Annotated in this window: 25 protein-coding genes and 1 tRNA gene; 10 read left to right on the top strand and 16 right to left on the bottom strand. The window is 62.4% G+C overall.

The genetic code is table 11. The features are described 5' to 3' along the window. Positions 1 to 7: 7 nt before the first annotated feature. Both rsmD and RPG13_RS17280 read right to left on the bottom strand, forming a co-directional pair. Positions 8 to 562, bottom strand: coding sequence for a 16S rRNA (guanine(966)-N(2))-methyltransferase RsmD (gene rsmD, locus RPG13_RS17285; protein ID WP_095485629.1), 555 nt, complete (start codon positions 560 to 562; stop codon positions 8 to 10). After that, positions 543 to 2,651 (bottom strand): pseudouridine synthase, encoded by a 2,109-nt coding sequence (locus tag RPG13_RS17280; RefSeq protein ID WP_128285261.1) that lies wholly within the window; start codon positions 2,649 to 2,651, stop codon positions 543 to 545. The genes rsmD and RPG13_RS17280 overlap by 20 nt, the downstream gene beginning before the upstream one ends. 77 nt (positions 2,652 to 2,728) lie before the next feature. Here RPG13_RS17280 and RPG13_RS17275 point away from each other — a divergent pair, with 77 nt between their 5' ends. Then, positions 2,729 to 3,181 carry a nucleoside deaminase gene (locus RPG13_RS17275; protein WP_095485627.1) on the top strand — a complete coding sequence of 151 codons (453 nt, stop codon included), beginning with the start codon at positions 2,729 to 2,731 and terminating at the stop codon, positions 3,179 to 3,181. Positions 3,182 to 3,204: 23 nt separating this feature from the next. Here RPG13_RS17275 and RPG13_RS17270 read toward each other — a convergent pair whose 3' ends face one another. Together RPG13_RS17270 and ileS are read right to left on the bottom strand one after the other, a co-directional pair. After that, complete coding sequence (locus RPG13_RS17270) at positions 3,205 to 3,882, bottom strand: hypothetical protein (RefSeq protein ID WP_095485829.1); 678 nt, start codon at positions 3,880 to 3,882, stop codon at positions 3,205 to 3,207. A gap of 310 nt (positions 3,883 to 4,192) precedes the next feature. Next, positions 4,193 to 7,195 (bottom strand): isoleucine--tRNA ligase, encoded by a 3,003-nt coding sequence (ileS, locus tag RPG13_RS17265; RefSeq protein WP_337125571.1) that lies wholly within the window; start codon positions 7,193 to 7,195, stop codon positions 4,193 to 4,195. A 43-nt stretch (positions 7,196 to 7,238) separates the two neighbouring features. Here ileS and RPG13_RS17260 point away from each other — a divergent pair, with 43 nt between their 5' ends. After that, entirely contained in the window at positions 7,239 to 7,424 is a 186-nt protein-coding gene (locus RPG13_RS17260; RefSeq protein ID WP_337125569.1) for a hypothetical protein, read from the top strand. A 104-nt stretch (positions 7,425 to 7,528) separates the two neighbouring features. On the opposite strand, the gene RPG13_RS17255 is transcribed toward RPG13_RS17260, so the two are convergent. Then, positions 7,529 to 8,341 carry a MipA/OmpV family protein gene (locus tag RPG13_RS17255; protein WP_337125567.1) on the bottom strand — a complete coding sequence of 271 codons (813 nt, stop codon included), beginning with the start codon at positions 8,339 to 8,341 and terminating at the stop codon, positions 7,529 to 7,531. A 208-nt stretch (positions 8,342 to 8,549) separates the two neighbouring features. Between RPG13_RS17255 and RPG13_RS17250 the strand changes: the two genes are divergently transcribed. After that, complete coding sequence (locus RPG13_RS17250) at positions 8,550 to 9,104, top strand: HdeD family acid-resistance protein (RefSeq protein WP_095485827.1); 555 nt, start codon at positions 8,550 to 8,552, stop codon at positions 9,102 to 9,104. A gap of 58 nt (positions 9,105 to 9,162) precedes the next feature. On the opposite strand, the gene RPG13_RS17245 is transcribed toward RPG13_RS17250, so the two are convergent. Together RPG13_RS17245 and RPG13_RS17240 are read right to left on the bottom strand one after the other, a co-directional pair. Beyond that, positions 9,163 to 10,146 (bottom strand): bifunctional riboflavin kinase/FAD synthetase, encoded by a 984-nt coding sequence (locus RPG13_RS17245; protein WP_095485625.1) that lies wholly within the window; start codon positions 10,144 to 10,146, stop codon positions 9,163 to 9,165. A 26-nt stretch (positions 10,147 to 10,172) separates the two neighbouring features. Beyond that, positions 10,173 to 11,033, bottom strand: a complete 861-nt coding sequence (locus RPG13_RS17240) for a TIGR01459 family HAD-type hydrolase (protein WP_127204649.1) — start codon at positions 11,031 to 11,033, stop codon at positions 10,173 to 10,175. Positions 11,034 to 11,373: 340 nt separating this feature from the next. Here RPG13_RS17240 and RPG13_RS17235 point away from each other — a divergent pair, with 340 nt between their 5' ends. Further along, a complete protein-coding gene (locus tag RPG13_RS17235; protein WP_127204648.1) occupies positions 11,374 to 13,326 on the top strand; it encodes a pilus assembly protein in 1,953 nt (650 codons plus the stop codon). Positions 13,327 to 13,604: 278 nt separating this feature from the next. Continuing rightward, positions 13,605 to 14,189, top strand: coding sequence for a LysE family translocator (locus tag RPG13_RS17230; RefSeq protein ID WP_370453347.1), 585 nt, complete (start codon positions 13,605 to 13,607; stop codon positions 14,187 to 14,189). 114 nt (positions 14,190 to 14,303) lie between these two features. Here the strand turns inward: RPG13_RS17230 and RPG13_RS17225 are convergent, their stop codons facing one another. Beyond that, positions 14,304 to 15,131, bottom strand: coding sequence for a DUF2189 domain-containing protein (locus RPG13_RS17225; protein ID WP_127204647.1), 828 nt, complete (start codon positions 15,129 to 15,131; stop codon positions 14,304 to 14,306). A gap of 233 nt (positions 15,132 to 15,364) precedes the next feature. After that, positions 15,365 to 16,114 carry an SDR family oxidoreductase gene (locus tag RPG13_RS17220; protein WP_127204646.1) on the bottom strand — a complete coding sequence of 250 codons (750 nt, stop codon included), beginning with the start codon at positions 16,112 to 16,114 and terminating at the stop codon, positions 15,365 to 15,367. A gap of 94 nt (positions 16,115 to 16,208) precedes the next feature. On the opposite strand from RPG13_RS17220, the gene RPG13_RS17215 reads away from it, so the two are divergent. Then, entirely contained in the window at positions 16,209 to 16,580 is a 372-nt protein-coding gene (locus RPG13_RS17215) for a winged helix-turn-helix transcriptional regulator (RefSeq protein ID WP_127290467.1), read from the top strand. A 92-nt stretch (positions 16,581 to 16,672) separates the two neighbouring features. Here RPG13_RS17215 and RPG13_RS17210 read toward each other — a convergent pair whose 3' ends face one another. Next, positions 16,673 to 17,377 carry a glutathione S-transferase family protein gene (locus RPG13_RS17210; protein WP_127204644.1) on the bottom strand — a complete coding sequence of 235 codons (705 nt, stop codon included), beginning with the start codon at positions 17,375 to 17,377 and terminating at the stop codon, positions 16,673 to 16,675. Between the two features lie 108 nt (positions 17,378 to 17,485). Between RPG13_RS17210 and RPG13_RS17205 the strand changes: the two genes are divergently transcribed. Next, positions 17,486 to 17,851, top strand: a complete 366-nt coding sequence (locus tag RPG13_RS17205) for a winged helix-turn-helix transcriptional regulator (protein ID WP_292224830.1) — start codon at positions 17,486 to 17,488, stop codon at positions 17,849 to 17,851. A 143-nt stretch (positions 17,852 to 17,994) separates the two neighbouring features. On the opposite strand, the gene RPG13_RS17200 is transcribed toward RPG13_RS17205, so the two are convergent. Further along, a complete protein-coding gene (locus RPG13_RS17200; protein ID WP_337127028.1) occupies positions 17,995 to 19,074 on the bottom strand; it encodes a mechanosensitive ion channel family protein in 1,080 nt (359 codons plus the stop codon). Positions 19,075 to 19,320: 246 nt separating this feature from the next. Here RPG13_RS17200 and RPG13_RS17195 point away from each other — a divergent pair. Next, positions 19,321 to 19,395 (top strand) — tRNA-Asn (locus tag RPG13_RS17195). A 393-nt stretch (positions 19,396 to 19,788) separates the two neighbouring features. Here RPG13_RS17195 and RPG13_RS17190 read toward each other — a convergent pair. The 3 genes from RPG13_RS17190 to RPG13_RS17180 form a co-directional block, all read right to left on the bottom strand. Then, complete coding sequence (locus tag RPG13_RS17190; protein ID WP_442921344.1) at positions 19,789 to 20,652, bottom strand: ferritin-like domain-containing protein; 864 nt, start codon at positions 20,650 to 20,652, stop codon at positions 19,789 to 19,791. Positions 20,653 to 20,809: 157 nt separating this feature from the next. After that, the gene (locus RPG13_RS17185) at positions 20,810 to 21,532 is read right to left on the bottom strand and encodes an RNA polymerase sigma factor (protein ID WP_292503037.1); all 723 of its coding nucleotides are present in this window, start codon (positions 21,530 to 21,532) and stop codon (positions 20,810 to 20,812) included. A gap of 408 nt (positions 21,533 to 21,940) precedes the next feature. After that, a complete protein-coding gene (locus tag RPG13_RS17180; protein WP_292224825.1) occupies positions 21,941 to 22,771 on the bottom strand; it encodes an alpha/beta fold hydrolase in 831 nt (276 codons plus the stop codon). A gap of 397 nt (positions 22,772 to 23,168) precedes the next feature. Between RPG13_RS17180 and RPG13_RS17175 the strand changes: the two genes are divergently transcribed. Further along, on the top strand, positions 23,169 to 23,351 hold the full coding sequence (locus RPG13_RS17175; RefSeq protein WP_164759113.1) for a hypothetical protein: 183 nt from the start codon (positions 23,169 to 23,171) through the stop codon (positions 23,349 to 23,351). On the opposite strand, the gene RPG13_RS17170 is transcribed toward RPG13_RS17175, so the two are convergent. Further along, positions 23,323 to 23,907 (bottom strand): GNAT family N-acetyltransferase, encoded by a 585-nt coding sequence (locus tag RPG13_RS17170; protein ID WP_245461437.1) that lies wholly within the window; start codon positions 23,905 to 23,907, stop codon positions 23,323 to 23,325. The two genes, RPG13_RS17175 and RPG13_RS17170, sit on opposite strands and share 29 nt — an antisense overlap. A gap of 363 nt (positions 23,908 to 24,270) precedes the next feature. Here RPG13_RS17170 and RPG13_RS17165 point away from each other — a divergent pair, with 363 nt between their 5' ends. Continuing rightward, complete coding sequence (locus RPG13_RS17165; RefSeq protein WP_126107044.1) at positions 24,271 to 24,786, top strand: CAP domain-containing protein; 516 nt, start codon at positions 24,271 to 24,273, stop codon at positions 24,784 to 24,786. Between the two features lie 28 nt (positions 24,787 to 24,814). Here RPG13_RS17165 and RPG13_RS17160 read toward each other — a convergent pair whose 3' ends face one another. Further along, complete coding sequence (locus tag RPG13_RS17160; protein WP_126107045.1) at positions 24,815 to 26,344, bottom strand: DHA2 family efflux MFS transporter permease subunit; 1,530 nt, start codon at positions 26,342 to 26,344, stop codon at positions 24,815 to 24,817. Positions 26,345 to 26,355: the final 11 nt, after the last annotated feature.

Here is a 26,355-nt window from a genome sequence, read left to right as displayed (position 1 = left end):
GCCGAACTCAGGCGGCTTCGATGAAGCGGATGACGGTCTCGCCGTAGTTGCGCTCGTCGACAACCGAAAAGCCCGGCCCTGCCTCGAAGGGCGCCACCGCCGCCTCCTCGACGACGCAGAGCCCGCCGGGCGCGAGCCAGCCGCCAGCCTTGGCCGAGCGCAAGGCACGCTCGCCCAGGCCCTTGCCATAGGGCGGATCGGCGAACACCAGGCCGAACGCGGCCATCGTGCCCGCCTCGCCCAAAGCCGTGGCGTCGCGGCGGAATATCTTGGTGCGCCCGGTCAGGCCGAAGGCCTCGACATTGGTGCGGATCAGGCCGCGCCCTTCGGCCGATTCTTCGATGAAGACGCCGTAAGACGCACCGCGTGACAGCGCCTCGAGGCCGAGCGCGCCGGTGCCGGCGAACAGGTCGAGCACACGGGCCCCGTCCAGCCTATCGGGGAAGCGATGCGCCAGCACGTTGAAGACAGCCTCGCGCGTGCGGTCGGTCGTCGGGCGGATGGCGCTTGAACGGGGCGTCGCCAGCGGACGCCCGCGAAATTCACCGCCGACGATCCGCATTGCCTCCCCTTGATCCCCCAGGGCCACTGCGCGGCCGGTCGCCATCACTCTTGCCGGAATTTGGGCGTTCGCCACGCGGCTTGCCGAACGGCTTTGCGCCTCCGGGTTTTCCACCTCCCGGTCCACTGGCGGGCTTGCCATAGGACGGCTTGAACGAGGCCTTGCGTGCCTTGGTTTCGGCTGCCTTGGCGGCATCGGCCTCCGCCCTGCCTTTGCCGATCGGCCGCGCGCCTGGCGCCATCCAGACATTGGCCTTGCGCTGGCCCGGCGGCTCGATCGGGCGCTGCTCGCGTTCGGACTTCTTCCCGCCGCCCGGTCTGCCGCCAAAGCCGCCTGGCCCGCTACGTTCAGATTTGGGGCCACGCTCACCAAAGCTCTTTTCCGGCCCAAAGCTTCTGCCTGGACTTGTCGACAGCTTGCCCAGCGCCTCGTCGCGGCTGCCTTCGCGGCGCTTGCGGTTCTTGATCAATCCGCCTTCGCCGATCGGACGGCGTTCGCCGTCGCGGGTGAATTTCGGCCGCTCCGGTTCCTCTTCCCGCACCGCTTCACGCCGTACCGGCTTGTTGGAAAACGGCTTGGTGATCTCGGCGTCGAAATTGGCGCCGGACTCCTCGACCAGGCGTTCGCCGAGCTGGTCGCGCAGCACGCGGCCCTTGATCTCCAGCACATGACCCTCGGGCAGGTCGTCGAGCTGGAACGGCCCGTAGGAAATGCGGATCAGCCGTGTCACGTCGAGACCAAGCGAGCCCAGTATGTTCCTGACCTCGCGGTTCTTGCCTTCGCGCAGGCCGAGAGTCAGCCAGGCATTGGTGCCTTGCTCGCGGTCGAGCGTCGCCTCGATGGCGCCGTAGAAGACGCCGTCGACGGCGATGCCTTCGCGCAAGCCGGCGAGCGCACTTTCCTCGACCTTGCCGTGGACGCGCACGCGGTAGCGCCTGAGCCAGCCGGTGGCCGGCAATTCGAGCACGCGCGACAGGCCGCCATCATTGGTAAGCAACAGCAGCCCTTCGGTGTTGATGTCGAGCCGGCCGATGGTCATCAGCCGCGGCAGGTCGGCCGGCAGCACGTCGAAGACGGTCTTGCGGCCCTCGGGATCACGGTTGGTGGTGACCACGCCAGCCGGCTTGTGGAACAGGAACAGCCGGGTGCGCTCGATCGGCGGGATCTCCATGCCGTCGAGATGGATGATATCGCCGGGCATCACATTGAAGGCGGGCGAGGACAGCACCCTTCCATTGACCTTGACGCGGCCGGCTGCGATCAGCTCCTCTGCATCGCGGCGCGAGGCAAGGCCGGCGCGGGCCAGCCGCTTGGCAATGCGCTCGCCAGCCTCTTCCGTCGCCTCGGCGGGACGCGGGCGCGGCTTGAAACCACCGCCTGATGTCCCCTGGGGTCGATCACCGCCGAAATCGCGCTTGGGCCGATCGCCGAAGTCGCGCTTGGGGCGATCACTGAAGTCTCCCTTGGGACGGTCGAAGCGCCTTTCGCCACGCTCGCCTTCGGCAGCCGCCGGCCGGTCGCCGCGCGGCGCGTAGGGCTTGCGCGGACCTTCGCGCTTCTCATAAGGCTTGCCTTCCGGACGCGGCCCTTTGCCGAACGGCCTGTCGCCGCCCTTGAAGTCGTGCGTCGGCCGCTCGCCTTCGGCCGCCATCGGGCGGTCGCCCCGCGGCGCATATGGCTTGCGCGGCCCCTCGCGCTTTTCATAGGGCTTGCCTTCCGGACGCGGCCCTTTGCTGAATGGCCTATCGCCGCTTTTGAAGTCACGCTTTGGCCGCTCGCCATCAGCCGCCATCGGCCGGTCGCCGCGCGGCGCGTAGGGCTTGCGTGGACCCTCGCGCTTTTCATAGGGCTTGCCTTCAGGGCGCGGTCCCTTGCTGAACGGCTTATCGCCGCTTTTGAAGTCGCGCTTCGGCCGCTCGCCGTCAGCCGCCATCGGTCGGTCGCCGCGTGGCGCGTAAGGTTTTTTCGCGCCGAAAGACGGCTTACCGCCTTTGCCGGCAGCGGCGTCACGACCACGCGGGCCCGACGGTTTCGGGCCGTTCTTGCGCGGGCCTTTTTGACCCGGGAATTTCTTGTTTTTGTCGTCCATGTGGCCTTTGCTCGTTTGGGCGGGTAGATAACAGGATCGCGCCTGAGTAGCGAGGAGATAATAGGAATGGAAACCGCTTGAGGCGGCCGGATTTCATGGCGCTGGCGCTGAAAGAGGCCGAAACTGCCGCCTTGCGCGGCGAAGTGCCGGTCGGCGCGGTCATCGCCAGCGGCGATACGGTCGTTGCCAGTGCCGGCAACCGCACCCGCGAGCTTGCCGATCCCACGGCCCATGCCGAAATGCTGGTGATCCGCGAAGCCTGCAGCAAGCTGTCGAGCGAGCGGCTCACCGGCCACGATCTCTATGTGACGCTGGAGCCCTGCGCCATGTGCGCCGGCGCCATTTCCTTCGCCAGGCTGCGCCGGCTCTATTTCGGCGCCGCCGACGAGAAGGGCGGCGCTGTGGTCAACGGCGTCCGCTTCTTCGCCTCACCGACCTGCCACCATGTGCCAGACATCTACCCAGGCATGGCCGAGAGCGACGCGGCGCTGCTTCTGAAGGATTTTTTCAGGGAGCGACGCGAACCGTAGCGGCGCCAGCTTTCCCTAGCAGCTTACCACGGCAGCCAGTCGAACATGCCGCCGCTCTTGTTCTTGGCGGCCGCTTCCTTCTTGAGGCGGCGTTCTTTCTTGTACTCGTCCTCGCCGAGATCGCCCGCAGGCGCGGTGCCGGCAGCGGCGCGGTATTGCACGGGCGGCTCGCTCAGATATTTGCGGGTGTTCGGGTCGCCCTGCTTGCCTTGGGCGAGGCGGCGCTTGACCTCGGCGGCGCGGCCCTTGTCCGAATCCGCCGGAGTCCAGGCCGGCGGATGGCTGGATCCCGACTGCGCCATCGCAGCCTTGATCGCCGTTGGATCCGTCTGGACGTCATCGACGATCTGCGCCTGGTAGTCCGGATCGTCCTGATGGAGCGTGGCGTCGGCGCGCAGGCGAGCACGGCGTTGCTCCGGCGATTCGGGCCAATCGGCGCTCGCCGTCGCGATACTGTCTTGCGGCGGCGGCAGTTCCTTCTGCCCCGGCGCCGGCTTCACCAGCTCGGGACGCGGCTTGTAGTCGATCCTGTCCTTGTTCTTCGGCACGACTGAAAAAGCGCTGGTGAGATCGCCGGCAAGCTGTGCAGCGGCGGGCTTGTCGGTGCCGTAGGTCGGCGAGCCCATGCAGCCGGACAGGGCCAGGCCGGATACGACAAGCGGCGCCAGCAGCGCAACGCGCGCGCAAGTTCTTTCGGTCATGCCAAAAAGTCCCACTCTAGACAGCCTCTCGATCGCACCGGCCAAAAGGTCCGGTCCCCATCGCTTATGCTCTTCCGACGGAAATCCGGCGACAATTTGTCGTCCGGAGTTTCGCGTGTTTACCTCAACCACTCGTTAAGGGCAACGCGCGGGGGCCGATCAGCCGCCCGCCGTGGCATTTGTGCACCGATATGGCGGCTGTGCATGTCGTTATCCCAAAACCGCTCCACACTTTTGGGCGACATGCACCGATATGGCGGCTGTGCATGTCGTTATCCCAAAACCGCTTCACACTTTTGGGCGACATGCATCATATACGACCAAGCGACTTCAACTCGTGCAGCACAGCGGCATCCCGGGCCGAAACATCGGGGAATTCCGCGTCGCTGCCGACATCTGCGGTATAGCGCCATGAGCGCGCGCATTTGACCAGGCCCCGGTCCTCGGCCTTCTCGACCACGACGGCGACGCCCTTGACGTCGTCCAGCGTGAAGGCGCCAGAAGGCGCGCTGCCATGCGCAATGACCAGATCGCTGGTGATCGCCATCTCGGCCATGTCGACATCTGATATCGCCGCTTCGAGCGCCGCATCGTCGAGCGTGACGACCGGCACCGCTTCCAGCGACGAGCCGATGACCTTCTGGGCGCGTGCGATCTCCAGCGCGCCGGTGACGACACGGCGGACCTGCCTGACCTTGCGCCATTTTTCCGCCAGCGCCTCGTTCTTCCAGTCGGCCGGGATTTGCGGAAACTGGTCGAGATGAACCGAGACGGCGTCAGGATGACGGTCGAGCCAGGCTTCCTCCATCGTGAAGGGCAGCATCGGCGCCAGCCATTTCACCAGGCAGTCGAACAGATGGCGCACCACCTGAACGGAGGCCTTGCGCTTCACGCTGGACGGGGCCTCGCAGTAGAGCGCGTCCTTGCGGATGTCGAAATAGAAGGCCGACAGCTCGACCACCATGAAATCGAGCAGCATGCGGGTGATGCGCTTGAACTCGAAAGCGTCGTAGCCCGCGCGCACGACCTCATCGAGTTCGGAGAGCCGGTGCAGCATCAGCCGCTCCAGCTCCGGCATCTTGTCCAGCGGCACTTCCTCGCCATCGTCATGGGCAAGCGTGCCCAGCATCCAGCGGATGGTGTTGCGCAGCTTGCGGTAGGCGTCGATGTTGGTCTGCAGCACATTCTTGCCGAGCCGCTGGTCTTCCCAGTAATCGGTCGTCACCACCCATAGCCGCAGGATATCGGCACCCGACTGCTTGATGACGTCCTGCGGCACCACGGTGTTGCCGAGCGACTTCGACATTTTCCGTCCCTCCTCGTCCATGGTGAAGCCATGGGTGACGACGGTGTCGTAAGGCGCCCTGCCCCTGGTGCCGCAGCTTTCAAGCAGCGAGGAATGGAACCAGCCGCGATGCTGGTCGGAGCCTTCCAGGTAGACGTCGGCCGGCCACTTCAGGTCCGGACGATCCTCGAGCGTAAAGACATGGGTCGAGCCGGAATCGAACCAGACGTCGAGGATGTCCATAACCTGCTGCCATATCGAGGCATCGTGATTGCCAAGGAAACGCTCTTTGGCGCCGGCCGCAAACCAGGCGTCGGCGCCTTCCTTCTCGAAGGCATCCATGATGCGCTGGTTGACGGCCTCGTCGCGCAGGACGTTGCCGTCGGCATCGGCGAAGACGGCGATCGGCACGCCCCAGGCGCGCTGGCGCGACAGCACCCAATCGGGGCGCTCCTCGATCATGGCGCGGATGCGGTTCTGGCCGGCGGCCGGCACGAAGCGGGTGTCGTCGATCGCCTTCAAGGCACGGCTGCGCAGCGTCGTGCCGTCGCCCAGTTCCTTGTCCATATAGACGAACCATTGCGGCGTGTTGCGGAAGATGATCGGCTTCTTCGACCGCCACGAATGCGGGTAGGAATGCTTCAATCGCCCGCGCGCGAACAGCGCGTTGCGCTTGATCAGCTCGTCGATGACCGCCTGGTTGGCATTGCCATTCTTGCCGTTGTCGTCGATGACGCGCGCAGCTCCGCCCTCGCGGTCCGGGCCAAGGCCCGGCGCGTCCTTGGTGAAGAAGCCGGCATCGTCGACGGTGAACGGGATGGCGGTGTCGATGCCGCGCTGGCGCAGGTCCGACGCAGCATCCATCCAGGCGTCGAAGTCTTCGCGGCCATGGCCCGGCGCGGTGTGGACGAAGCCGGTGCCGGCCTCGTCGGTGACATGGTCGCCGGCGAGCATCGGCACGGGGAATTCGTAGCCGCCATTCAAACCTTTGAAGGGATGAGAAAGCGTAAGGATTCCAAGCTCTTCGGCCGAAACGCTACGGAGGCGATTCATCGTCACTTTGGCCTTGAGAGCGGTCTCTTCCGCCAGCGCGTCGGCAAAGATCAGTCTTTCGCCGGACTGCGGGCCGAAAGCGTTCTCTGCCGCCGTCACCTCGTAGAGGCCGTAGTTGATGCGTGGCGAATAGTTGACGGCGCGGTTACCGGGGATCGTCCACGGCGTCGTCGTCCAGATGACAACGTGGGCCTCCAGCAAGTCCAGTGACGTCCCGGTAAGCTCTGGATTTAGTCTTGCGGGCTGCCCATCCGTGACGTTAGTAACTTGCCAGGCAAGGCTGACGACCGGAAACTTCGCCCAGATCGTGTCGCTCTCATAATCCTGGTACTCGACCTCGGCCTCGGCCAGCGCGGTGCGCTCGACCACGCTCCACATCACCGGCTTGGAGCCGCGATAGAGTTGGCCCGACGTGGCGAATTTCAACAGTTCGCCGGCGATACGCGCCTCGGCATGAAACGCCATGGTCGTATAGGGATTGTCGAAATCGCCGACGACGCCGAGCCGCTGGAATTCTGCGCCCTGCACCTTGATCCAGTGCGCGGCGAACTCGCGGCATTCCTTGCGGAACTCGTTGACCGGCACCTCGTCCTTGTTCTTGCCCTTGGCGCGGTACTGCTCCTCGATCTTCCATTCGATCGGCAGGCCGTGGCAATCCCAGCCGGGCACATAGTTCGAGTCATAGCCGCGCATCTGGAACGAGCGGGTGATGACGTCCTTGAGGATCTTGTTCAGCGCGTGGCCGATGTGGATATTGCCGTTGGCGTAGGGCGGCCCGTCATGCAGCACGTATTTTTCGCGGCCGGCGGCGTTTTCGCGCAGCTTGCGGTAAAGGTCCATGTCCTGCCAGCGCTTGACCAGCAACGGCTCCTTCTCGGGCAAGCCGGCGCGCATCGGGAAGTCCGTCTGCGGCAGATAAAGCGTCTTGGAATAGTCGATCGTTTCGACGGCGTCGGTCGTTGGGGTGTCGGTCATTGGTCTGCCATATGCATTGCCCGGCGGCAAAAGAGCCCGGGTGTTGAACTATCATGATCTGGAAAAAGCGCGAGAGGCCGCGCGCAAAATTCCCGGCGGCTCCGGCGGCGGTCAGGCCGCCCGGAACACCGGGCTTGTAATTCGTATCGTCAGCGCGAGAAGGCGCGAAAAGCTCGTCATCGCAGGGCTTTTAACCGAGACAGCCGATATTGAAAAGCCCGAACTCTGATGCTTGCCCTAGGAGCGTGTACCAATTGCGTGGAAGACGAACCGCATCGCCTACGGCATAGTCGCCTGAGCCATGCGGCTGCGCGCAATACACAACCCGCGACATCACATCGAGAAATCAAACCGATAAGTCGTCGACACGCCGATCGTGAACTGGTTGCGGTCGCCGCGCTCCTTGACCAGGCTGGAATCGGCCGCCGGAGCCATCAGGCGCGAATATTCGCCGAACAGGCTGGCCGTCATCGGCTCGGTCACCTTCCAGGTCACCGCGCCACCAAGGCCCGCCGATCTCACCCCGCCGCCCGGATGGTATTCGCTGAGGCCCGAAGCCACGGCTTCCTCGGCATTGACGCCGTAATAGGCGTCGAAATAGTCCGATGAGGCGAACGAAACGCGCGGCCCGCCCGAAATCCTGACCTCCGGCGTCACATCATAAAAGGCGTCGGCGGCGATGTCGGCGACAAAGCCGCTATGGGCGCGAATGCCGTGCCGCAATTCGGCGCGAGCGCGCAACCAGTCAAAAGGATAGAATTCGAAGAAGCCGCCGGCCTCACCGCCCCAGCGCACCGGGTCGAGGCCCTTCAGCTCGTTGGCGTCGCCGCCATCGCGCGAAAACAGAATTTTTCCGGTCAGGCCGGCGCGCAGGCCGCCATCGTCGATCAGCGCCAGCGAGATGTTGTCGTTGCGCGAGGTGAAGCGGGCCGCGGGACCCGCCTTGCCGAGTGAGATGATCGGCGAGGCGCTGAGCAGGTATTTCTTGCTGCCCTCGAAATTCGGCGCGACCATGCCGGTGGCGCCGACCGTCAGATACCAGTCGCCGGACAGCCAGCCCAAGGCGCCCTCGCCTGCTTCGGCGGCACTGGGCGCGCCAAGCATGAAGGTGGCCAAGACCAGCTGAAACACCCTGACAGAACGCATCGTCACTCCATAGGCACGGAACACCGGCAGGAACAACCGGCCTGGCCAAGAGCCATGGCGCCGGTTCAGTAAACTTTGATTTAAATTCGAAACGCTTCCTCGCTTTTTTGGCATGCGTCCGGCGCAAGCTGCTCGCTGGACGGGCAAGGCCTTCGGCGCTACCCTCCAATTGGCAAGATGCCAGGCAACTTCGATGGAGATGGCGGCAATGACCCTGCAAGGCGATGTTCTAAAGGATGCGATTGGGCAGACGCAGGCGAAATGGGGATGGTTCGTCGGGCTCGGCGTGCTGCTGCTGATCCTCGGCGGCATCGCCTTCGGCAATCTGTTCATTGCCACGGTCGCCTCGGTCTACGTCGTCGGCTGGCTGATGCTGATGGCCGGTGTCATCGAGATCATGCATGCCTTCGGTGTGAAGACATGGAGCCGGTTCTTCTATTGGCTGCTCAGCGGTCTTCTCTATGCAGTCGCCGGGTTCTTCGCCTTCTATAATCCGCTGCTGGCCTCGGCGGTGCTGACCTTCCTGCTGGCGGTCGCCCTTCTCGCTTCAGGCGTGCTCAGGGCCTGGGTCGGGTACAAGCACAGACCGGCCAAGGGTTGGGGCTGGCTCGTTGCGGCGGGTGTCATCAGCGCGCTGGCAGGCCTGGTCATCGCCATGGGCTGGCCAGTCAACAGCGTATGGGTGCTGGGACTGTTTCTCGCTATCGACCTGATCTTCCAGGGCTGGGCCTTCATTGCCGTCGGCCTGGCGCTGAAGAAATAGGTTCTTGTTTTAGCATGATCTTGTCCGAAAACCGGTTCCCACTTTTTGGGATCATGCTTTAGAAAGCAATGGCCGCGTCGAGCTCGGAAAGCGGGCTGACGCCGGCCAGCAGCGCCCTCGCCTCCGCTTCGTCGCGTTTCATCTGCGCGACCAGCGCGTCGAGCCCGTCGAACTTCACCTCGGCGCGCAGGAAGCCGAAGAAGGATACCGCGCATATCTCACCGTAGAGGTCGCCGTAAAAATCGAAAACGAAGGTTTCCAGAAGCGGCGTGCCGTTGTCGTCGACGGTCGGGCGGCGGCCGAAGCTGGCAACGCCGTCATGAAGCGTGCCGTCGGCGCGACGGAAGCGGACGGCATAAATCCCTTCCTTCAGAGTGGCTTCCGGCGAAAGCCTCATATTGGCGGTTGGAAAGCCCAGCGTCCGGCCAAGCCGTTGGCCGCCGATCACCTCGCTCTCGACCGTGAAGCGATAACCGAGCAGGCCGGCGGCCTCGGCCACCTCGCCCTCGCCGAGCTGCGCGCGAATGCGGCTCGACGACACCACCTCGGCGCCCTCGTCGCGAAACGCGTCGACCAGCGTGACACCGAAGCCGTGGCGTTCGCCGGCCGCCATCAGATAGGCCGGGCCGCCCTGCCTGTCCTTGCCGAAGTGGAAGTCGAAGCCGGTCACGGCGTGAACGATGCCGAGATTCCTGTCCAGCACGTCGGTCACGAACGCTTCCGCCGACAGCGCGGCGAAGTCGCGCGTGAACGGCTGTTCGACGAGTGCGGCAAAGCCTAGATACGACAGCAGTCGTGCCTTCATCGGCGGCGGCGTCAGCACGAACAGCGGTATATCAGGCCGGAACACCTTTCTCGGATGCGGCTCGAAGGTCAGCACCAGAGCCGGCACGTCGCGCTGGCGGGCCTCGGCAAGCGCGCGCTCGAGCACGGCCTGATGGCCGCGGTGAACGCCGTCGAAATTGCCGATCGCCACCACGCCGCCGCGCAAATGGGCCGGCAGCGGCGAGATTGCAGAAACGCGTTCGAAGGCTTGCGTCATTTCGAGGCTTCCGTCATCGAGCGACCCTACCGCAGTCTCGGAATGACCGCGACCGGCCGGTAGCCGTGCTTTTCCAGAAAGGCAATTAGCCTGGCCGGATCCGGTTGTAGCGGATCGCCATAGTCGCGGGCATGGATGCCGCCCGATACGTAGAGCACGTCGAAGCCGTTGTCGGCAGCACCTTTGATGTCGGTCATCATGCCATCGCCGATGGCCAGCACGTCCGAGCGCTCGATCGGGCGGCCGAGCAGTTCGGCGATCTCTTTCATCGCGACGTCATAGACGGGGGCATAAGGTTTTCCGGCGATCAGCGTGCGCCCGCCGAGCTGGGCATAGTCGCGGGCCAAGGCCCCCGCGCACCATATCATCCGCTCGCCGCGCTCGACCACGATGTCGGGATTGGCGCAGATGAACGGCAGGTTCCTGGCGCGCAACCGCCGCAGAAGTTCGGCGTAGTCTTCCGGCTTCTCCACCTCGTCGTCGAACAACCCGGTGCAGACCACGCCGGACGCCTCGAACTCCTCGACGAGCTCGACATCAAGACCGTCATAGAGCGTGAGATCGCGATCACCGCCGATGTGGAAGATTTTTCGCGGCCCCTCGATGATCAGGTCGCGGGTCACGTCGCCGGACGTGACGACGCGGTCATAGGCGCTTGGGGGAACACCGATCGCATTCATCTGCGCCACCACGTCGGTGCTTCGCCGCGGCGAATTGGTGATCAGCACGATAGGTATTTTCGCCTCGCGCGCAGTGGCCAGCGCCAGAGCCGCGGCCGGAAAATGCCGTTCGCCATTGTGAACCACGCCCCAGACATCGCACAGGATGGCCGAATAGGCTCCCGACAAATCTGCGAGCGAGCCGATGATGTCGGGTGAATCCGCCATACTATTTTTCCCAAGTCATGATCGGCCGCTACCGACGGTCCGTGCGGCAGGCCCGCATTAACCGAAGCGCTTGATCCTGTCACCAGCTTTCGCAACGTTCAGGATTGCCTGGCGATGATCAAGGCAGGCGCACAAAGCATAAAAGCCGCCTCTTTCCAGAGGTTTAGCCCATTGCGGAGTCTTCCCCGGGGTCCAATCGTGGGCAGCACTGCCGCCATCTGCGGCATGGTTAACGAGCTTTAAAAAACTGTGCCGATCTTGGACATATTTTAGCAATCTGAAATTTAACTATTGGTGGCATCGTTCGCCGACAAAGGGTTCTGGCGGGGTTCTGAAGGCAATGTTCCGTAAATTCGGTAGGGACCGGCGTGGCAACTATACGCTCATGACGGCCATCACGATTGTGCCGCTCATGGGGGGCTTGGCGCTCAGCGTCGATTACTCGGAACTGCTCCGCCAGAAGCACGGTACGTTGAACGCCCTTGACGCCGCCGGCCTCGCCACCGCTCAGCACATCGTCGCCGGCGCAAGCGACGCCGACACCGTGGCCTTTGCCAAGACCTTCTTCGAAGCCAATCTTGGTCCCGTCGATCCGGCGAATACGTCGCTTACCGTCACCCTGCCCAACAACAATGCGGGTGGCGGCACGCTGAAGCTGTGCAGCGCCCTGACGTATACGCCTTATTTTCTACCGGCTGCCGCCATGCTGACGGGTGGGAGCGGCACAGCCTTCACGGCTTGCTCGGAAATCCGCCTCAAGAACACGCTGGAAGTAGCCCTTGTGCTCGACAATTCCGGCTCGATGAACAACCTCGGTTCCGGCACCGGCGTGAAGCGAATAGACCTGCTGAAGACTGCCGCCAAGCAGCTTGTCGACACGCTGGCGCTGCAGGCACAGCAGATGAAGCAGGTCAGCAAACCGGTGCAGTTCTCCCTCGTGCCGTTCGCTGCTTCGGTCAATGTCGGCCCCACCCATGACCAAGAAGGCTGGATGGATCAGGACGGCATCTCCCCGATCCAGCACGAGGATTTCGATTGGACGACGATGACCCCCGCCAACAATCCGGACAAATACGCCGAGAAGCTCAACGGCGTCTGGTACAAGCGCGGCACCGGCTGGGGCGACACCCAGGATCAACCACTGACCCGCTTCAGCCTTTACGCCGACATCACGGTCGAGTCCGGCCGCGAAGAAGTGCCTAACACGAAACAGTACATCTGCGACACCTATAACAAAAAAGGCAACTGCAGCAGCGGCCATTGGACCACCCCGGAATACATCTACACCACCAGCCGCTATGCGAGCTGGCAGGGTTGCGTGGAGGCGAGGCCGTACCCGTATAATAACGACGACACGACGCCGACCACCGCCGCGCCTGCCACGCTGTTCGTGCCAATGTTTGCGCCGGACGAAGCTGGCACCCTCTGGCTCGATTTCGACCGAGACGGTGTCAACGACGCGACCTACCTGTCCTATAGCTACGGCAACAACTGGTGGGCCGACTGGCCGTATTACAGCGATAGCCCAACCGCCTCGCAGCGGCAGTCGGACATGCGCAAATATTTCCTGGTGAAGCCTTACGGCTCGAAGTCGGCTGCCGCGGGCGACGGCCCGAATGCGTCCTGCACGACCAACCCGGTCACGACGCTCAAAGACGTAAGCCAGCTTGCCCAGAAAGAGGAGATCAACGACGCCATCGACGCCATGGCACCGAACGGCAACACCAACGTGCCGGAAGGCCTTGCCTGGGGCTGGCGGACGGTGTCGAGCAACGAACCTTTCACGGAAGGCCGACCGAACGCCGAAAAGGGCAACGACAAAGTGGTCATCGTGCTGACCGACGGCGCCAACACCTACAGCGCCGTCAGCGACAGCGACTATGCCAATAACAGGTCGACCTATGCCGCTTACGGTTACACCGGCCTCACATATCCAGGGTCGGGAAGCGTGACGCGCCTGTTCATGAACACAAGCACCGACATCGGCAAGACGACCTTTACTGGCGGCAACTACACGGCCGCGCTGGACGAGCAGATGCAGACCCTTTGCGCCAATGCGAAGAAGTCGAACGTTCTCGTCATGACCGTTGCGCTCGACCTGTCGACCACCGACGCCGGCGACAAGAAAGCGCTCGACGCCCTGAAGGCATGCTCCTCGGACTCGCGCTTCCGCAAGGATCCCACCGATCCGACCAAGCCGGCCAAGCTGTTCTGGAACGCTACCGGGGCGACTCTGTCAGACAATTTCAAGGAAATCGCCAACGAATTGTCGAACCTGCGCATCGTCGGCTGAGGTTACGGGACTGACCGCGCCCTCTTTCACCGGAGATTGGCGAAGCCGAGGGCGACATCCGATCTCCCCCAAGCGGGAGAGATGTCCGGCAGGACAGAGGGGGCGAAGGATCGCTGACCTAACCGTTCTTCCGGCTGACAGTGGGGCTGGCGCAAAGGCTATCGCCACCTTGCCCTTGCGGCGGTCGAACGGACATGGTGAGTGTCCCCACCGCCACCGGAGATGCGCCCGTGCCCGACGCCGCCAACCATCTCGCCTTCGCGCTGGTCTGCCTTGGCATGGTGCTGACGCCTGGCCCGAACATGATCTATTTGATCTCGCGGTCGCTGTCACAGGGGCCGAAGGCCGGCCTGATTTCGCTCGGTGGCGTGGCGCTCGGCTTTGTCTTCTACGTGTTGTCGGCGGCATTCGGCATCACCGCGCTGCTGCTTGCCGTGCCCTACGCCTATGACGTGCTGCGCTTTGCCGGCGCGCTCTACCTCTTGTGGCTTGCCTGGCAAGCAGTGAGGCCAGGCGGACGCTCGCCGTTCCAGGTTCGGGAACTGCCGAAGGACAGGCCGCGCAAACTGTTCGCCATGGGCCTGATGACCAATCTGCTCAACCCGAAAGTGGCGGTGCTTTATCTGTCGCTGCTGCCGCAGTTCATCAGCCCCGGTAAGGGCCACGTGCTGTCGCAGCTTCTGGTGCTCGGCACCACCCAGATCGCGATAAGCCTCACCGTCAACGCGATCATCGCGGTCACCGCCGGCTCGATCGCCGTCTTCCTCGCCGGCCGGCCGCTGTGGCTGGTGATCCAGCGCTGGATGATGGGCACGGTGCTGACCGCGCTGGCCCTGAAGATGGCGACCGACGCGCAGCGTTAACCGGAGCATCGGACCCAAAAGCATGCCCTCGGGCCTGACCCGAGGGTGGATACCGGTTTTGGGAAAATCCGATGCTCAAACAAAAAGATAGAGCGGCGGCACCGCTGCGCTTGCTTACATCGGCCGCCGGTCCTGCTGCACCCGCTCCGGCTCCACCACCCTGCGATAGAGATGCCACGTCGCATGGCCAAGCACGGGCATGACGACGGCGAGCCCGGCAAACAGCGGGATCGAGCCGATGACCAGCAGCACGGCGACCATCAAGCCCCACAGCGCCATCTGCAGCGGGTTAGCCATCACCGCCCGTGCCGAGGTCTCGATTGCCGAGACAGCGCCGACATCGCGGTCAAGCAGCAGCGGAAAGGCGATGACGGTCGTCGCCAGCACGATCACGGCGAAAACGAACCCAGCCGCATTGCCGAGCAGGATCAGCGTCCAGCCTTTGGTCGTCGTCAGCACCTCGCGCACAAAGTCGCCGATCGAGGCCGGCGGCTGATTGCCGAACAGGCTGGTGTAGATCGATTGCGCGGTGAACAGCCAGAGCAGGAACAGTGCCACCAGCATGACGCCGATGACCGCGATCGCGGGCAGCGCCGGCGAGTGACGCACATCGAGCGCGTGCCACCAGGACGTGTCCATGCCGAGTTCGCGGCGGCGACTGATCTCGTAGAGGCCGATTGCGGCGAAGGGTCCAAGCAGGGCGAAGCCGGACATCAGCGGGTAGAGGAGCTGGATGGCATAGGACCCGGATGTCGTCCATTGCGCCAGGATCAATCCGACCACCGGATAGATCAGGCACAGGAACACGTAATGCGATGGCTTTGCCCAGAAATCCTCGACGCCGAGCCGCAGCACATCCATCAGGTCCGCCGTCGTGATGCGGCGCACCGTGGGCTGCACGTGCATTCCGCGCGCGTCCGACATGACATGAAAGCTGGCCATAACCATTCTCCCGTGTGTCGGGGCGGTCACCGCCAGGATGGCCGCCCATAGCTGCCACTTCTCGTACAAGCATAATGATAGTCGATTTAGGGGCGATTGTCGCCAAGTCGATGGTGGCGATGGTAAATCCGGCTAGAGCGGGATGCATTTGGATTGGACGGGGCATCCCGCTTTATCTGTGTTTCAGCCGCATTTGTGCGACGCCAAGTGTAACCACTTGGCTGCAAAATGCTCTAGAGATTTCCGACGCCGCCATCGACGAGCAGTTCCGTGCCGACGACGAAGCTCGACTCATCCGATGCTAGAAACACCGCTGCCTTGGCGAGCTCCCAGGGTTTGCCCATGCGGCCAATCGGCACCAGCGCGCGTATCCGATCGCCCAGCGCCTTCTCTTCCGCTTCGGGCAGACCCAGCTTGCCCAGGGCCGGCGTCTCGGTCGGGCCGGGGCTGAGGCCATTGACGCGAATACCGCGCTCGATCATCTCCCCCGAGAGGGTGCGCGCCAATGACAGGAGACCCGCCTTGCTGGCGGCGTAGGCGCTGCTCTGGGGCAGGCCGATATGGGCACTGACCGAGCCGCACAGAATGATCGACGACGGGTTGGAAAACATCGGCAACAGGGCTTGGATCAGAAAGAACGGCCCCTTCAGATTGGTCTGCATCAGACGGTCGTAGACCGCCTCGTCCCAATCCTGCAGCGGCTGGTGCATCACATCGCCGGCGTTGATGTTGAGTATATCGAGCCGAGGCCAGCGCTGCGCAAGCTCGGCGGCAAGCGCACGCTGATCGGCGAGATTGCCGGCATCATTCCTGATCACCTGCGCCGATCCGCCCAGCTCGCGCTGCGCAGCGTCGAGCCCGGACGGGTTTCTGCCAGTGATTGCCACCGTAGCGCCCTCGGCCAGAAACTGGCGCGCGGTTTCGAGACCGATGCCGCTGGTTGCCCCGGTGATGAGGGCATATTTGCCTTTTAAGCGACCCATGATTTGCCTTCCCAATGAGATGAGAACGGCATTGTCGGCATGATAGTATGCTTTGTATAGTAGGCACCGAATGGGTACTAAAGGAAATAATTTCATGGCACAGGCAAAAGCCATCGAGGTCCCGCCAATCGAAGGCGGAAATGGCGCGACCGATCGTTGCCCGATGATCGATTTCGTCAATCTGGTTTCGGGAAAATGGGCCATTCCCATTCTTTATCGCCTGATCGTCACCGGTTGCCCGATCCGCTTCGGCGAGCTCCAGCGGGCCGTCGCGCCGATTACGCAAAAGGAGCTCACGCGGCAGCTGCGCCTGTTCGAACATCGCGGCCTGGTCTATCGGAGGGTCTATGCCGAGATGCCGCCGCGCGTGGAGTATGAGATAACGCCGCTGGGCAGAACCTTGCGCGGCACGCTGGATTCGCTGGCCGACTGGATGCGTGTCAACGCATCCCACCTGATCACCTGACTTGACGGATTCTCCACCCTGCCCGACCAAGCCACAGCCGGTCACCGCGCGGCGCCACACTTTGGCGCCGCGCGGTGACACGCGTGACAAAACTAGGCAGCGAAGCGTTCGATCACCTCGGCCAATGGGACATGGCCGAGGCAGGCGCCCGAACCAGCGAGCTTTTCGCCATCCTCGATGGCTTGCGCATATCGCACGGCCGGATCGGCTTCGATCCTGCCGCGCAACGCAGCCAGCTTGGGGTAGCTCGTCGCGTCGACGGCCTGGTGGAATTCCGCCCAACGTGCCACGCCAATCAGCGTGGTGTCGGCAAGCGTCAGGCGGTCGTCGACCAGAAAGTCGGTGTCGGCGATCATCGCCTCAAGCCGGTCATGGCGTTCGGTAACGGCCTTGCGGCCGAAGTCGCGCAAGGTCGCCAGCAGGACAGGCTCGGCCGATTCCATTTCATATGCGGCCCAGAGGGGGGTGAAAGCGGCGGTGAAGCCGGTGTTCACGAAAGCCATCAGCTGATGCATCCGGTCGGCTTCCGGCGAGCGAGGGTCGAAGCTGATACGACGTTGCGTGTCGCGGGCTTCGAGCCAAGCGGCAATCGCCATGGTCTCGGTGAGCACCTTGCCTTGGTCCGTGATCAACACCGGCGTTTCCTGACGGCCGTTGATGCTGGCATAGGCGTCGTTCTTCATTTCAGCGAGCATGTCGACGCGGCACAGGCGGTAGGGCTGTCCGACGCGTTCAAAAGCAGCGACAAGCCCCATCGAACTTCCCGCCGGGATGCCGTAAAGGAGGATAGGTTCCATTTCTTTGTCTCTTCCATGATTTAGGGATCACGCTGCGCAGCGAAACTTGACCCTAAACGCTGGTCGCCCCATGTAAATTACGCACTATTCTGTAACCAGGTCCCCGCCATGAAAGATGTCGTCTCACGCTGCCCGATCGAAGAAACCATGCGTGTGCTCAGCGGTCGCTGGCCCACTTTGCTGCTTTACTATCTGAAAGACGGGACCAAGCGCTTCAGCGATCTGAGGCGGGACAACCCGACCGTATCGCACCGCATTCTAGCGCTGGAACTGCGCAAGCTGGAGGAAGCCGGGATTGTGCGGCGAACGGCGCATGCCGGCTATCCGCTACGCGTGGACTACGACCTCACGGCGCCCGGCCTGAAGCTTGTGCCGCTCATCGACGCCCTGGGCGACTGGTGGGAAGTTACCGAGGACGATCGGGCCGGCCGGGTCGGGTCGGCGGCGGAAACGAGGCTAGACACAGCGGCCTAGCCAGTGGTGAAAATCTGACGGCTGGTGCCCGAGGCTGGACAACCGCTTTGGGTCGGATCTGCCGTCCGGGCCGGATACCGGAATGGGCGGGTGGCCAACTGCCGACGCTCTGCGCCTCGACCGCGGTCGGAGCGTGAGGAAGTTCACCTCAAATTGCTCTTCGGAAACAACACGCGATCGGGTTTTGCATTCATTCGCGCCAGCATTTCCTTGATCAGGCGTGTTTTGGTGCGCCCCGCTTCCTTCGGCGGCACGAGGTAACGCACGATGGCCTCGAGCCAGGTGTTTTCACTGACGCGAAAATGAACCACGGGATGCTCCTTCACTTCGAGTTCGTCCACCGGCGTTTGTGACAGGATGTGCTTATAGACCTTCACCTTCTGGCTCATGATGTCGCCGATCTGCTCGTCAACGACCTCTCTCATGGTTTTCGCTACGAATTCCAGATCGCTTTCATAAGCGAGCTGGAACTTGATTTCGTTCCAGACATAGGGAAACAGCGGCCAAGAATAGTTGAAGACCGGCGTGTCAAACACGGTGGAGTTCGGAAACTTGATGACGCGTCCGCTCGGATGATCGGTCCAAAGATGTTCGCCGCCGAATTCCCATAACGTCGTGTCGAGATAGCTGACATCAATGACATCGCCATGGGCATCGCCGATGCGAATGCGGTCGCCAACGCGATACGGCGCCCTGGCCAGAATATAAATCCACGCGATGAAACTGGAGATCGGCATTTGCAGCGCAAAGCCGAGAATCAGTGAAATCAGGCCGAGTGAAACAACCGCAGCATACCAGTTCACAAATAAGACTGAAATGGCCACGAAGACGATGGCGACGACGACGACCAATCGAAAAATACGTTGCAGGTTGAAACGCGAAACACGATTGGGAATTCGGCCAATGAGAAAGACTTCGATAACATTCGCAACGGTCAGCATAACGAAAATGAGAAGGGCGCCCCTGACGTAGTTCAGCACGCGAACGCGCAAAGGCGCGTCAAGCCATTCTAAGCGCCAATTGATCAGGATTTGGATGCCAAAAAGCAGCAAGGCAGCGGCAGCGAAACCAACCGTCCACCAGACGTCTTCCTTGCGAAGGCTGAAGCGGAATTTTTCCTCGGGCTTTTTCGCCTTCTGTTCGATAGTTTTTGGATCAGCAGTCTGTTGCGCGGCCCGTTCGAGTCGGGAAAGGTTCTCCTCTTCCTTGGCCCGCGGTTCCATGGATTCACCTCCCGATGTGGCCATCAACACCCAGCCAGTGCCTTCTCGTTCCTCGACGGCGACATTCGGCAAACGACCAATGTCAGTCGCTGACTGGCTCCTTGCCGGTTCACGAAAGCTGGCCTTCATTCCGGCGGCCCGTCCTTGGTGAAATAGGGCGGCAAGCAGAAGATGCGACGCCGCCACCATATTCGGCAAATGCCTTATAGCCCGATCCGAATTTAAGCTGAGTTTGGTATCAGCAGCTCCCCGATAGCTCACCGGTAGAGATCTCCAGTGTTAATCGAGTGCCCGTTGGTTCAAATCCAACTCGGGGAGCCAGCCTTCATCGGCCGGCGCGTTTCTTGCGTGAGGCGGACTTCGCTCTTCCGGGGGATCATACCGGCGGGTAGGGCCGCGAGGGCGGCGTCGCCAGCGTGAGTAGGTTGTCGTCAGGATCACGCACCTGCGCCAGCGTCGAGTAGTCGCCTGAATGTCGTCCTCAAAGCACGATCCCTAGGCTCTGTAGCCTACGGCGCTCGGCCGCGACATCGTCGACGATAAGGAACATCACGCCCCTGCCGGCGATCTCGAGTCGGTTGAAAGCGCTACCCCGCCCTGGCCAAAGAGATCCCGCTGCACCAGCGTGTCCATCGGCCGGGAATCCGGTCCACGACCGAGCAGCTTCGTATACCAGCCTTCGGCCGCCGCCAATCGTCACTCGTCGCAACTTGCTCAGGTGCTCTTGAGCGTGCCGTTCATCCCTTCCGGATAGAAACCGCCCTTGCTCACTCCGTCCTTGTCGGTGAGGTAGACGATCCGGAGTACCTCCCGCGGCGTTCTGGTGAACGCGATCGCATCGGGCGTCGAAGGAACGATGTTGGCTTTGCCGTCCGCCTGGATACTCTGGTCCTTATCATCCGATCCGTCGATTTTGTCTCGGGCATCGGAGACAGCATTGGCGGCCTTCCAAGCTTCCTCTCCCTTCCGGTATAGCGTAGATCGCGCCATTCCCATGTGGTAGGCCTCGACCGCCAGGATGCCTGCGGCGGCGGCGAGGAAGTCCTTGTTTTTCAGAACTGTCGCAGCACCGGCATAGGCGGTGACGCCGACATCCTCAAACAGCATCCCCCCGAGAACGAAGTTCGTTTCGTTGCCGAAGGGGTCGAAGTCCGCACCGAGACCAGCTGCCTCCGCAACCGCCTTGAACCCTGCATCGAAATCGATCGCCGGCCGGTCGACGGCGTTGGCTCCAAGCGTCTTGCGGTAGAAGCGAACGTGCGCGAGTTCGTTTTCCGCGACTTCCTGCATGAATTCGCCGATGGCCGGCGTCTCGAACGAGACTTGCTTTCCACCAACGACGTCGCCGGGTTTCGAACCGACATCGGCTGCTTCGATGCCCATTCCGGTGGTGCCGCGGAGGTAGTATTCAGCCTCCATGTATTCGAGGTTGAGCGCAAAGCGGAAAATGTCCTCGTCCGAGATGTCTTGTGCCAATACCGGTGAAGGCCGTGCGATTCTGCCGAGTGCCGCTCCGGCACCGAGTACGACAAGTCCCTGAAGCGACTGACGCCGGGATAGGTGAAGTGCGCCCTGCATGGCGGTCTCCTATGTTTGTTGATTCAACCCCGCTGTCAGCACCGCGGCGCCGAATGCATTTGCCTGACGATTAGATGGTCCGGGCCGCCAAAATATTCCCGCGTCCCGCCACAAGAGCTCTGCGAAGAAGCCGGCGTAATCTCGGCGTGGACGGGGTCTAGGTGCGCTCAGTCGCCGCGTTCAACTGATGAGTATCCTTTCGAACCAGGCGGATTGCGAGCCGATCTAAGACTGATTGCGCGAGGCGGTCACAACGGGCGCCAGCGAAGAGAAACGTATCCGTGAACACGGTGGCGAGCTCGTCCCGCAGCGCCTCGCGGAGCAGCCGGCGTGCGCGATAAAGGCGGGTGCTCACTGTCTGAGGCCGCAACGCCAAAAGAAAAGCCGTTTCCTCAATGCTCATTTCCTCGACGTCCCGCATGACAAAGACGATGCGAAAGGGCTCTGGCAAGCCACCGACGGCTCGCTCCAGAAGGCTGCGGATTTCAGCGAGAGCGGCCGCCTCTTCGGGATCAGGCTTGTGGGCGCTGAACGGAGCGACCATGCCTTCGATGGCTTTCACGTCGACGGTGGGCCGCCTTTTCCGGCGGCGTCCCAGCGCCTCATTCAGCGCGATCCGGGTGAGCCAGGTCGACAGCCGCGCCTCCGCGCGGAATTCGGCCAGATGGGTGAAGGCGTGGATATAGGTCTCCTGAAGTACGTCCTCCGCCTCGGTGTCGTCATTCAGGATGGCGCGGGCGACCCGGTGAAGCTGCTGATTGTGACGCTTGATGATTAACCAGAATGCGGCGGGGTCACGCTGTCGCGCGTGTTCAACCAGCCCCGCGTCGTCAAGGTCCTCGATCCTCACTGCCTCGGTGGATCCGGTCGGCTTCATCATAGGCGCTCCAGATGCATCAGCTTACTATGAGATAAGCGTTTTCCGGGTTTTCGGTCTGCAGCCCGGTGGAGACTTGGGACTCTAGCCGACCAGAGGTCTGCTCACCAAGTAAATCGGACCTCCTCCACCGCACGATCATACTGTGAAAGTCCCATCGTGTTTTTCCTTCGGCCACCATTGGCCGAAAGGAAAGCGAGTGGACGATGGGGTTGGGGGCCGTTAGCGGACCGGCACCTTCTGGCTTCGGATCTTCAATAGCGGACTGTCAGGTCGGCGCGAGCCCTTGTCTTAAGCTGGCCCGTTGCTGACCCTCGCCAGCCGGCCATCAACGAGACACAACGGCCCCGAAGCGGACATTGAAGAGAGTGAGGGAAAATTGTTCACCCTTCCCAAGGGTCGCTCCCTTCATCAGTATTCGCCTTCGCTCGATAGGAACGCGTTCAGCCGTTCCAGCACGAGATGCGGGGCTTCGAGCTGAGGCAGGTGGCCGACACTGGGCAGCGTTTCGAACGAGGCCTGCGGGATCAGCGCATGAAGCGCTTTGCCTCGATCCAGCGGGATCCATGGATCGTCCTCGCCCCAGATTATTCTTACCGGGCACCGAATATCCCCGAACACCGGCTCAACCTCGGCGGTATATTTTTCATCGGCTTGCTCGAATTGCCGATAGAAGCTTCCTCGTCCCCCCTCGGAAAGCCACGGCTCGACCAGCGTCTCGAAATCACCGGAATCGATGTCGTTGACGATTGCCCCTTTGATGTAAGCCTCCACGACCGCCTTGTGGATGTGCGGCGGCAGGCCCAGAAAGGCATCCACATGTCGACCGACGTGATCGAAGAACTCCGACCCCCAGGGACGCATCGCGACGACATTCATCAGAACATACCGCTCGAACTCGCAGCCTTGCAGCAAATGCGCCCGTAGCGTCGTCGCTCCACCGAAATCATGGGCAACAACCATAGGCTGCTCGAGTTCCCAATGCGCAAGTATCTCGGCGAATACCTGACCTTGCACATCGAGCGACGTGCGCTGCTCCGCGGCTTTGTCGGATCGCCCGTATCCGGGCATATCGTACCAATGCACACGATACCGCCTTGCAAGCTCCGGAATAATCCGATGCCATGAGAACGAAGACCACGGCCAGCCGTGGGCCAGCACGAGGGCAGGCCCATTACCAAGTCGACCCGTTGCAACAGCGCCCGCAGATGTTTCCACGGTCTCGTCGAGTTTCCACGACATCAAATATTCTCCTCCGTTTTCGACACCGTGCCGCGACTTGATTGCGCGCCGCAAGGCTGCCGGCAAAGACGCTCTGATGACCGAGTATCCAGGCGTGCCCCATGTGCATTCGACGACCCCATAGCTCCGCCCAGGTACGTTGTTCAGAGCGCGCAAACATCGCGCAATTGCCGCCGCCGCGAAGATGATGGGAAAATAATCAATATCGAGACCGGTAAGCCCTTCTCCTACAATGACGCTTGCGTAGAACTCGGCCCGACTGTGGATACGACAAAGCAGCGACAGAAGCGGTACAAGCGGCCGTGAAGGAATTCCTGATTGGAGTATTTCGCATCAACTGATTTCAGACAATCAGCTTGGCGGCAGTCGTCGCGCAGCGGAAACCGAGCTTCCGGGATTGATCTCGGATCTCGTGCGCGCCACGGCACCCGACATCACCGCGATTCGCTTTCCCACCGGCGAGAAGGGCCAGGTGCGCGGCTTCGACGGCGTGCTCGACAGCTCCGTGGCCGCCCGTCCGACAGGGTCAAACTATCTGATCAACCTGACGCTCAACGAGGTCGCCGCAGCATCGGGATGAGCGTCGGCGACGAACCGACCTGGATCGCGCCGAGCGGTTCGAAGCCGTGCCGCTGGTAGAATGATATGTTGCGCGGGTTCGAGGATTCCAAATAGGCCGGCGCGTGATCGCGGTCGCACTGCGCGAGTGCGTACGCCATCAAGGCATCGCCGTGACCTTCGCCTTGATGCGCCGGGTCGACGCCGATCAGGGGCAGGTACCAATGCGGCTCGGTCGGGTGGTACGTGGCCATCTGCTCGAATATGGCCGCGGTTTCAGGGGCGAGAGAGGATTCAACCGTGCTCTCGAGCACGGCGCCAAGCTCTTCCTCGTCGGAATGCACGCCGGGCGGCAGCCACAGCGCCGTCCCGGCGTAGCCGTCGGTGCAAAAGGCGCTTCCGTTAGAGAATGCCCTGCGCCCGAACGCGCGGGCCATTCGCGGCATGGCTGCAAGGTACGGGTGTGCATGCGGCCAGGTCCATCGCGCCATAGGGTCGGCCGCAAATGCCAGCACGATTATCTCGACCGCTGAATCTTCATCGGCTGCGGCCATAACTCTCACCGTCGGCAATTTCACGCTGTCCTCCTGACGTAGGTGGTTCGACGAGGCGCCCGCGCCCGTTCTCAGCCACTCATCGTAACCCGGTTGGAGTGGGAGCGATACCGGTTGCTGTCGGCTCAGCGGTTCTGGAAAAGCTGAAGCGTCCACCTGGTCACCAGCGATGTCCGCTTCTGGAGGACGGCAGGGGCCAGCGGAATGACCGGGATGCGGCGCGAAGCCGTCATTCGTAGCGCGCAGTGGAGGTCACCGATGGGTCAAACCGGTATTCCGTCTCGGTACCACGCGTCGGATTTCACCACCGGCAAGACGAACCGCAGCCACCGAGATTTTTGAGCGCCTGCCCGCCAAAAAGCCATGATCACCGCTATGTCAGCGGACATGACCGTTGCGAAAATTGAAAATTGCCAAGCCCGATCAAACCTTAACAGGCGAATGCTGCTTGGAGCTGCCGGTCTTGCCGCGCTGGCCGGCCTTGCCGCTTGCGCCACTGTCCTGTCCACCGGCGAAGGCGCCGGTGTCTCTGCTTCCGCCGCCGGCACCCTGACCAGCATTCGCGCCTCAGCCGGCCTCGGGCCGCTTGTCCCCGATCCTCAGCTCGAACAGGCAGCCCTGCAGCAGGCCGGCTATATGGCACGAGGCGGCCGCATGACCCACACCACCGGCTGGGGCAAGGGATTTGCCTCGCGCGTCAAGGGCAACGGCATCACCGGTGCGGCCGCCGAAAACATCGCCGAAGGTCGCTTCGATCAGCAGAAGCTGTTCGATATCTGGATGCATTCGGCCGGCCACCGCCGCAACATGCTCGACCCGCGCTTCACCCGCTTCGGTCTGGCCTATGTGCGGGACGGCCGCGACAGCTCTTTGCGCTACTGGAGCCTTGTTCTGGGCAAGTAGGAGGCGTGACCGGCACGTCGACCAGCCGTCAATCCATATGCGCGGCGGGACCGGCGGTCGGACCAGCCTTTGGTTTGCGCAGCAGGAAAACGAACGGTATGGCAAGCAGCGTCATCATCATCAGCAGCTTGAAGTCATTGACGTAAGAGATCATCATCGCTTGGATGTTGACCATGCCATCCATCTGGGAAAGCGCCGTCGGATCGCCGCCCGCCGCTGCCGGCGACGCCGCCCAGAGGTTGGGATTGAACGGATTGATGTAGGCCGAAAGCTCGGCATGGTTGATCTGCGTGTTGCGCACCAGCAGAACCGTCACCACCGACACGCCGATCGATGAGCCAAGATTGCGCACCAGGCTGAACAACGCCGTGGCATCGGTGCGATAGCGCACGTCGAGCGTGGCGAAGGCCACGGTCGACAGCGGCACGAATACCATGCCCATTCCCAGCCCCTGGATGACGCCGGAGCTGAGGATCAGCCAGTTGTCCATCTGCGGCGAGAAGCTGGACATGGTGTGGAGCGACTGCGCGGTCAAAAGGAAGCCGATGACGACCAGGATCCTGGCATCGATCCTGTGCATGATGCGGCCGACCAGGAGCATCGCAACCATCGTGCCGATGCCGCGGGGACCTATGACGACACCGATGGTCATGGTCGGATAGCCGAAGATGGTCGCCAGCATTGGCGGCAGCAGCGACATGCTTGCCAAAATGAGCACGCCCATGACGAAGATGAATGCCAGCCCGGTCACGAAATTGCGGTCGAGGAATATCTTCGGGTCGATGAAGGGGTGCTCCGCCGTCACCGTGTGAATGATGAACAGCCAGAAGCCGGTCAGCGAAAGACCGAGCTCGATCCAGATCTCGACCGAGGAAAACCAGTCGACCTCGCCGCCGCGATCCAGCATCAGCTGCAGCGCTCCGACGCCGAGCGAGAGCATGGCGAAGCCGAAGAAATCGAAGCTGCGTATCCGCCTTGCAACGGCCGGCAAGTAGGCGGCCATGCCAAGGAAGGCGATGATGCCGACCGGCAGGTTGATGAAGAACACCCAGCGCCAGTTGAAATTCTCGGTCAGCCAGCCACCGAGCGTCGGGCCCAGGATCGGCCCCAGCATGATGCCGGCGCCCCAGATGGCCATGGCCTGGCCGTGGCGCTCCTTCGGGTTGATGTCGAGCAGGAAGGTCTGTGACAGCGGCACGATTGCCGCGCCGAACACGCCCTGCATCAACCGGAAGAACACCATGGTCTCCAGGCTCCAGGCGATGCCGCACAGCATGGAGAATATGGTGAAGCCGACCACCGACGTCAGGAACAGTTCCTTGCGGCCAAAGCGGTCGGCCAGCCAGCCGGTCACCGGCGTCATGATCGCCGCGGCAACGATGTAGGAGGTCAGCACCCAGTTGATGTTGTCGGGGGACGCGCCAAGATCGCCGGTCATGGTCGGCAGCGCGACGTTGGCGATCGTGGTGTCGAGCGCCTGCATGATCGTCGCCAGCATGAGCGCCACGGTGATCAGGCCGCGGTGCGGCACTTCGCGAAAGGGTTCTGGCGTGCTCATGATGTGGAACT

This window comes from Mesorhizobium sp. ISC15, assembly GCF_037162615.1.
Classification (GTDB): Bacteria; Pseudomonadota; Alphaproteobacteria; order Rhizobiales; family Rhizobiaceae; genus Mesorhizobium; species Mesorhizobium mediterraneum.
This window is presented reverse-complemented; position numbering and strand designations above follow the sequence as displayed.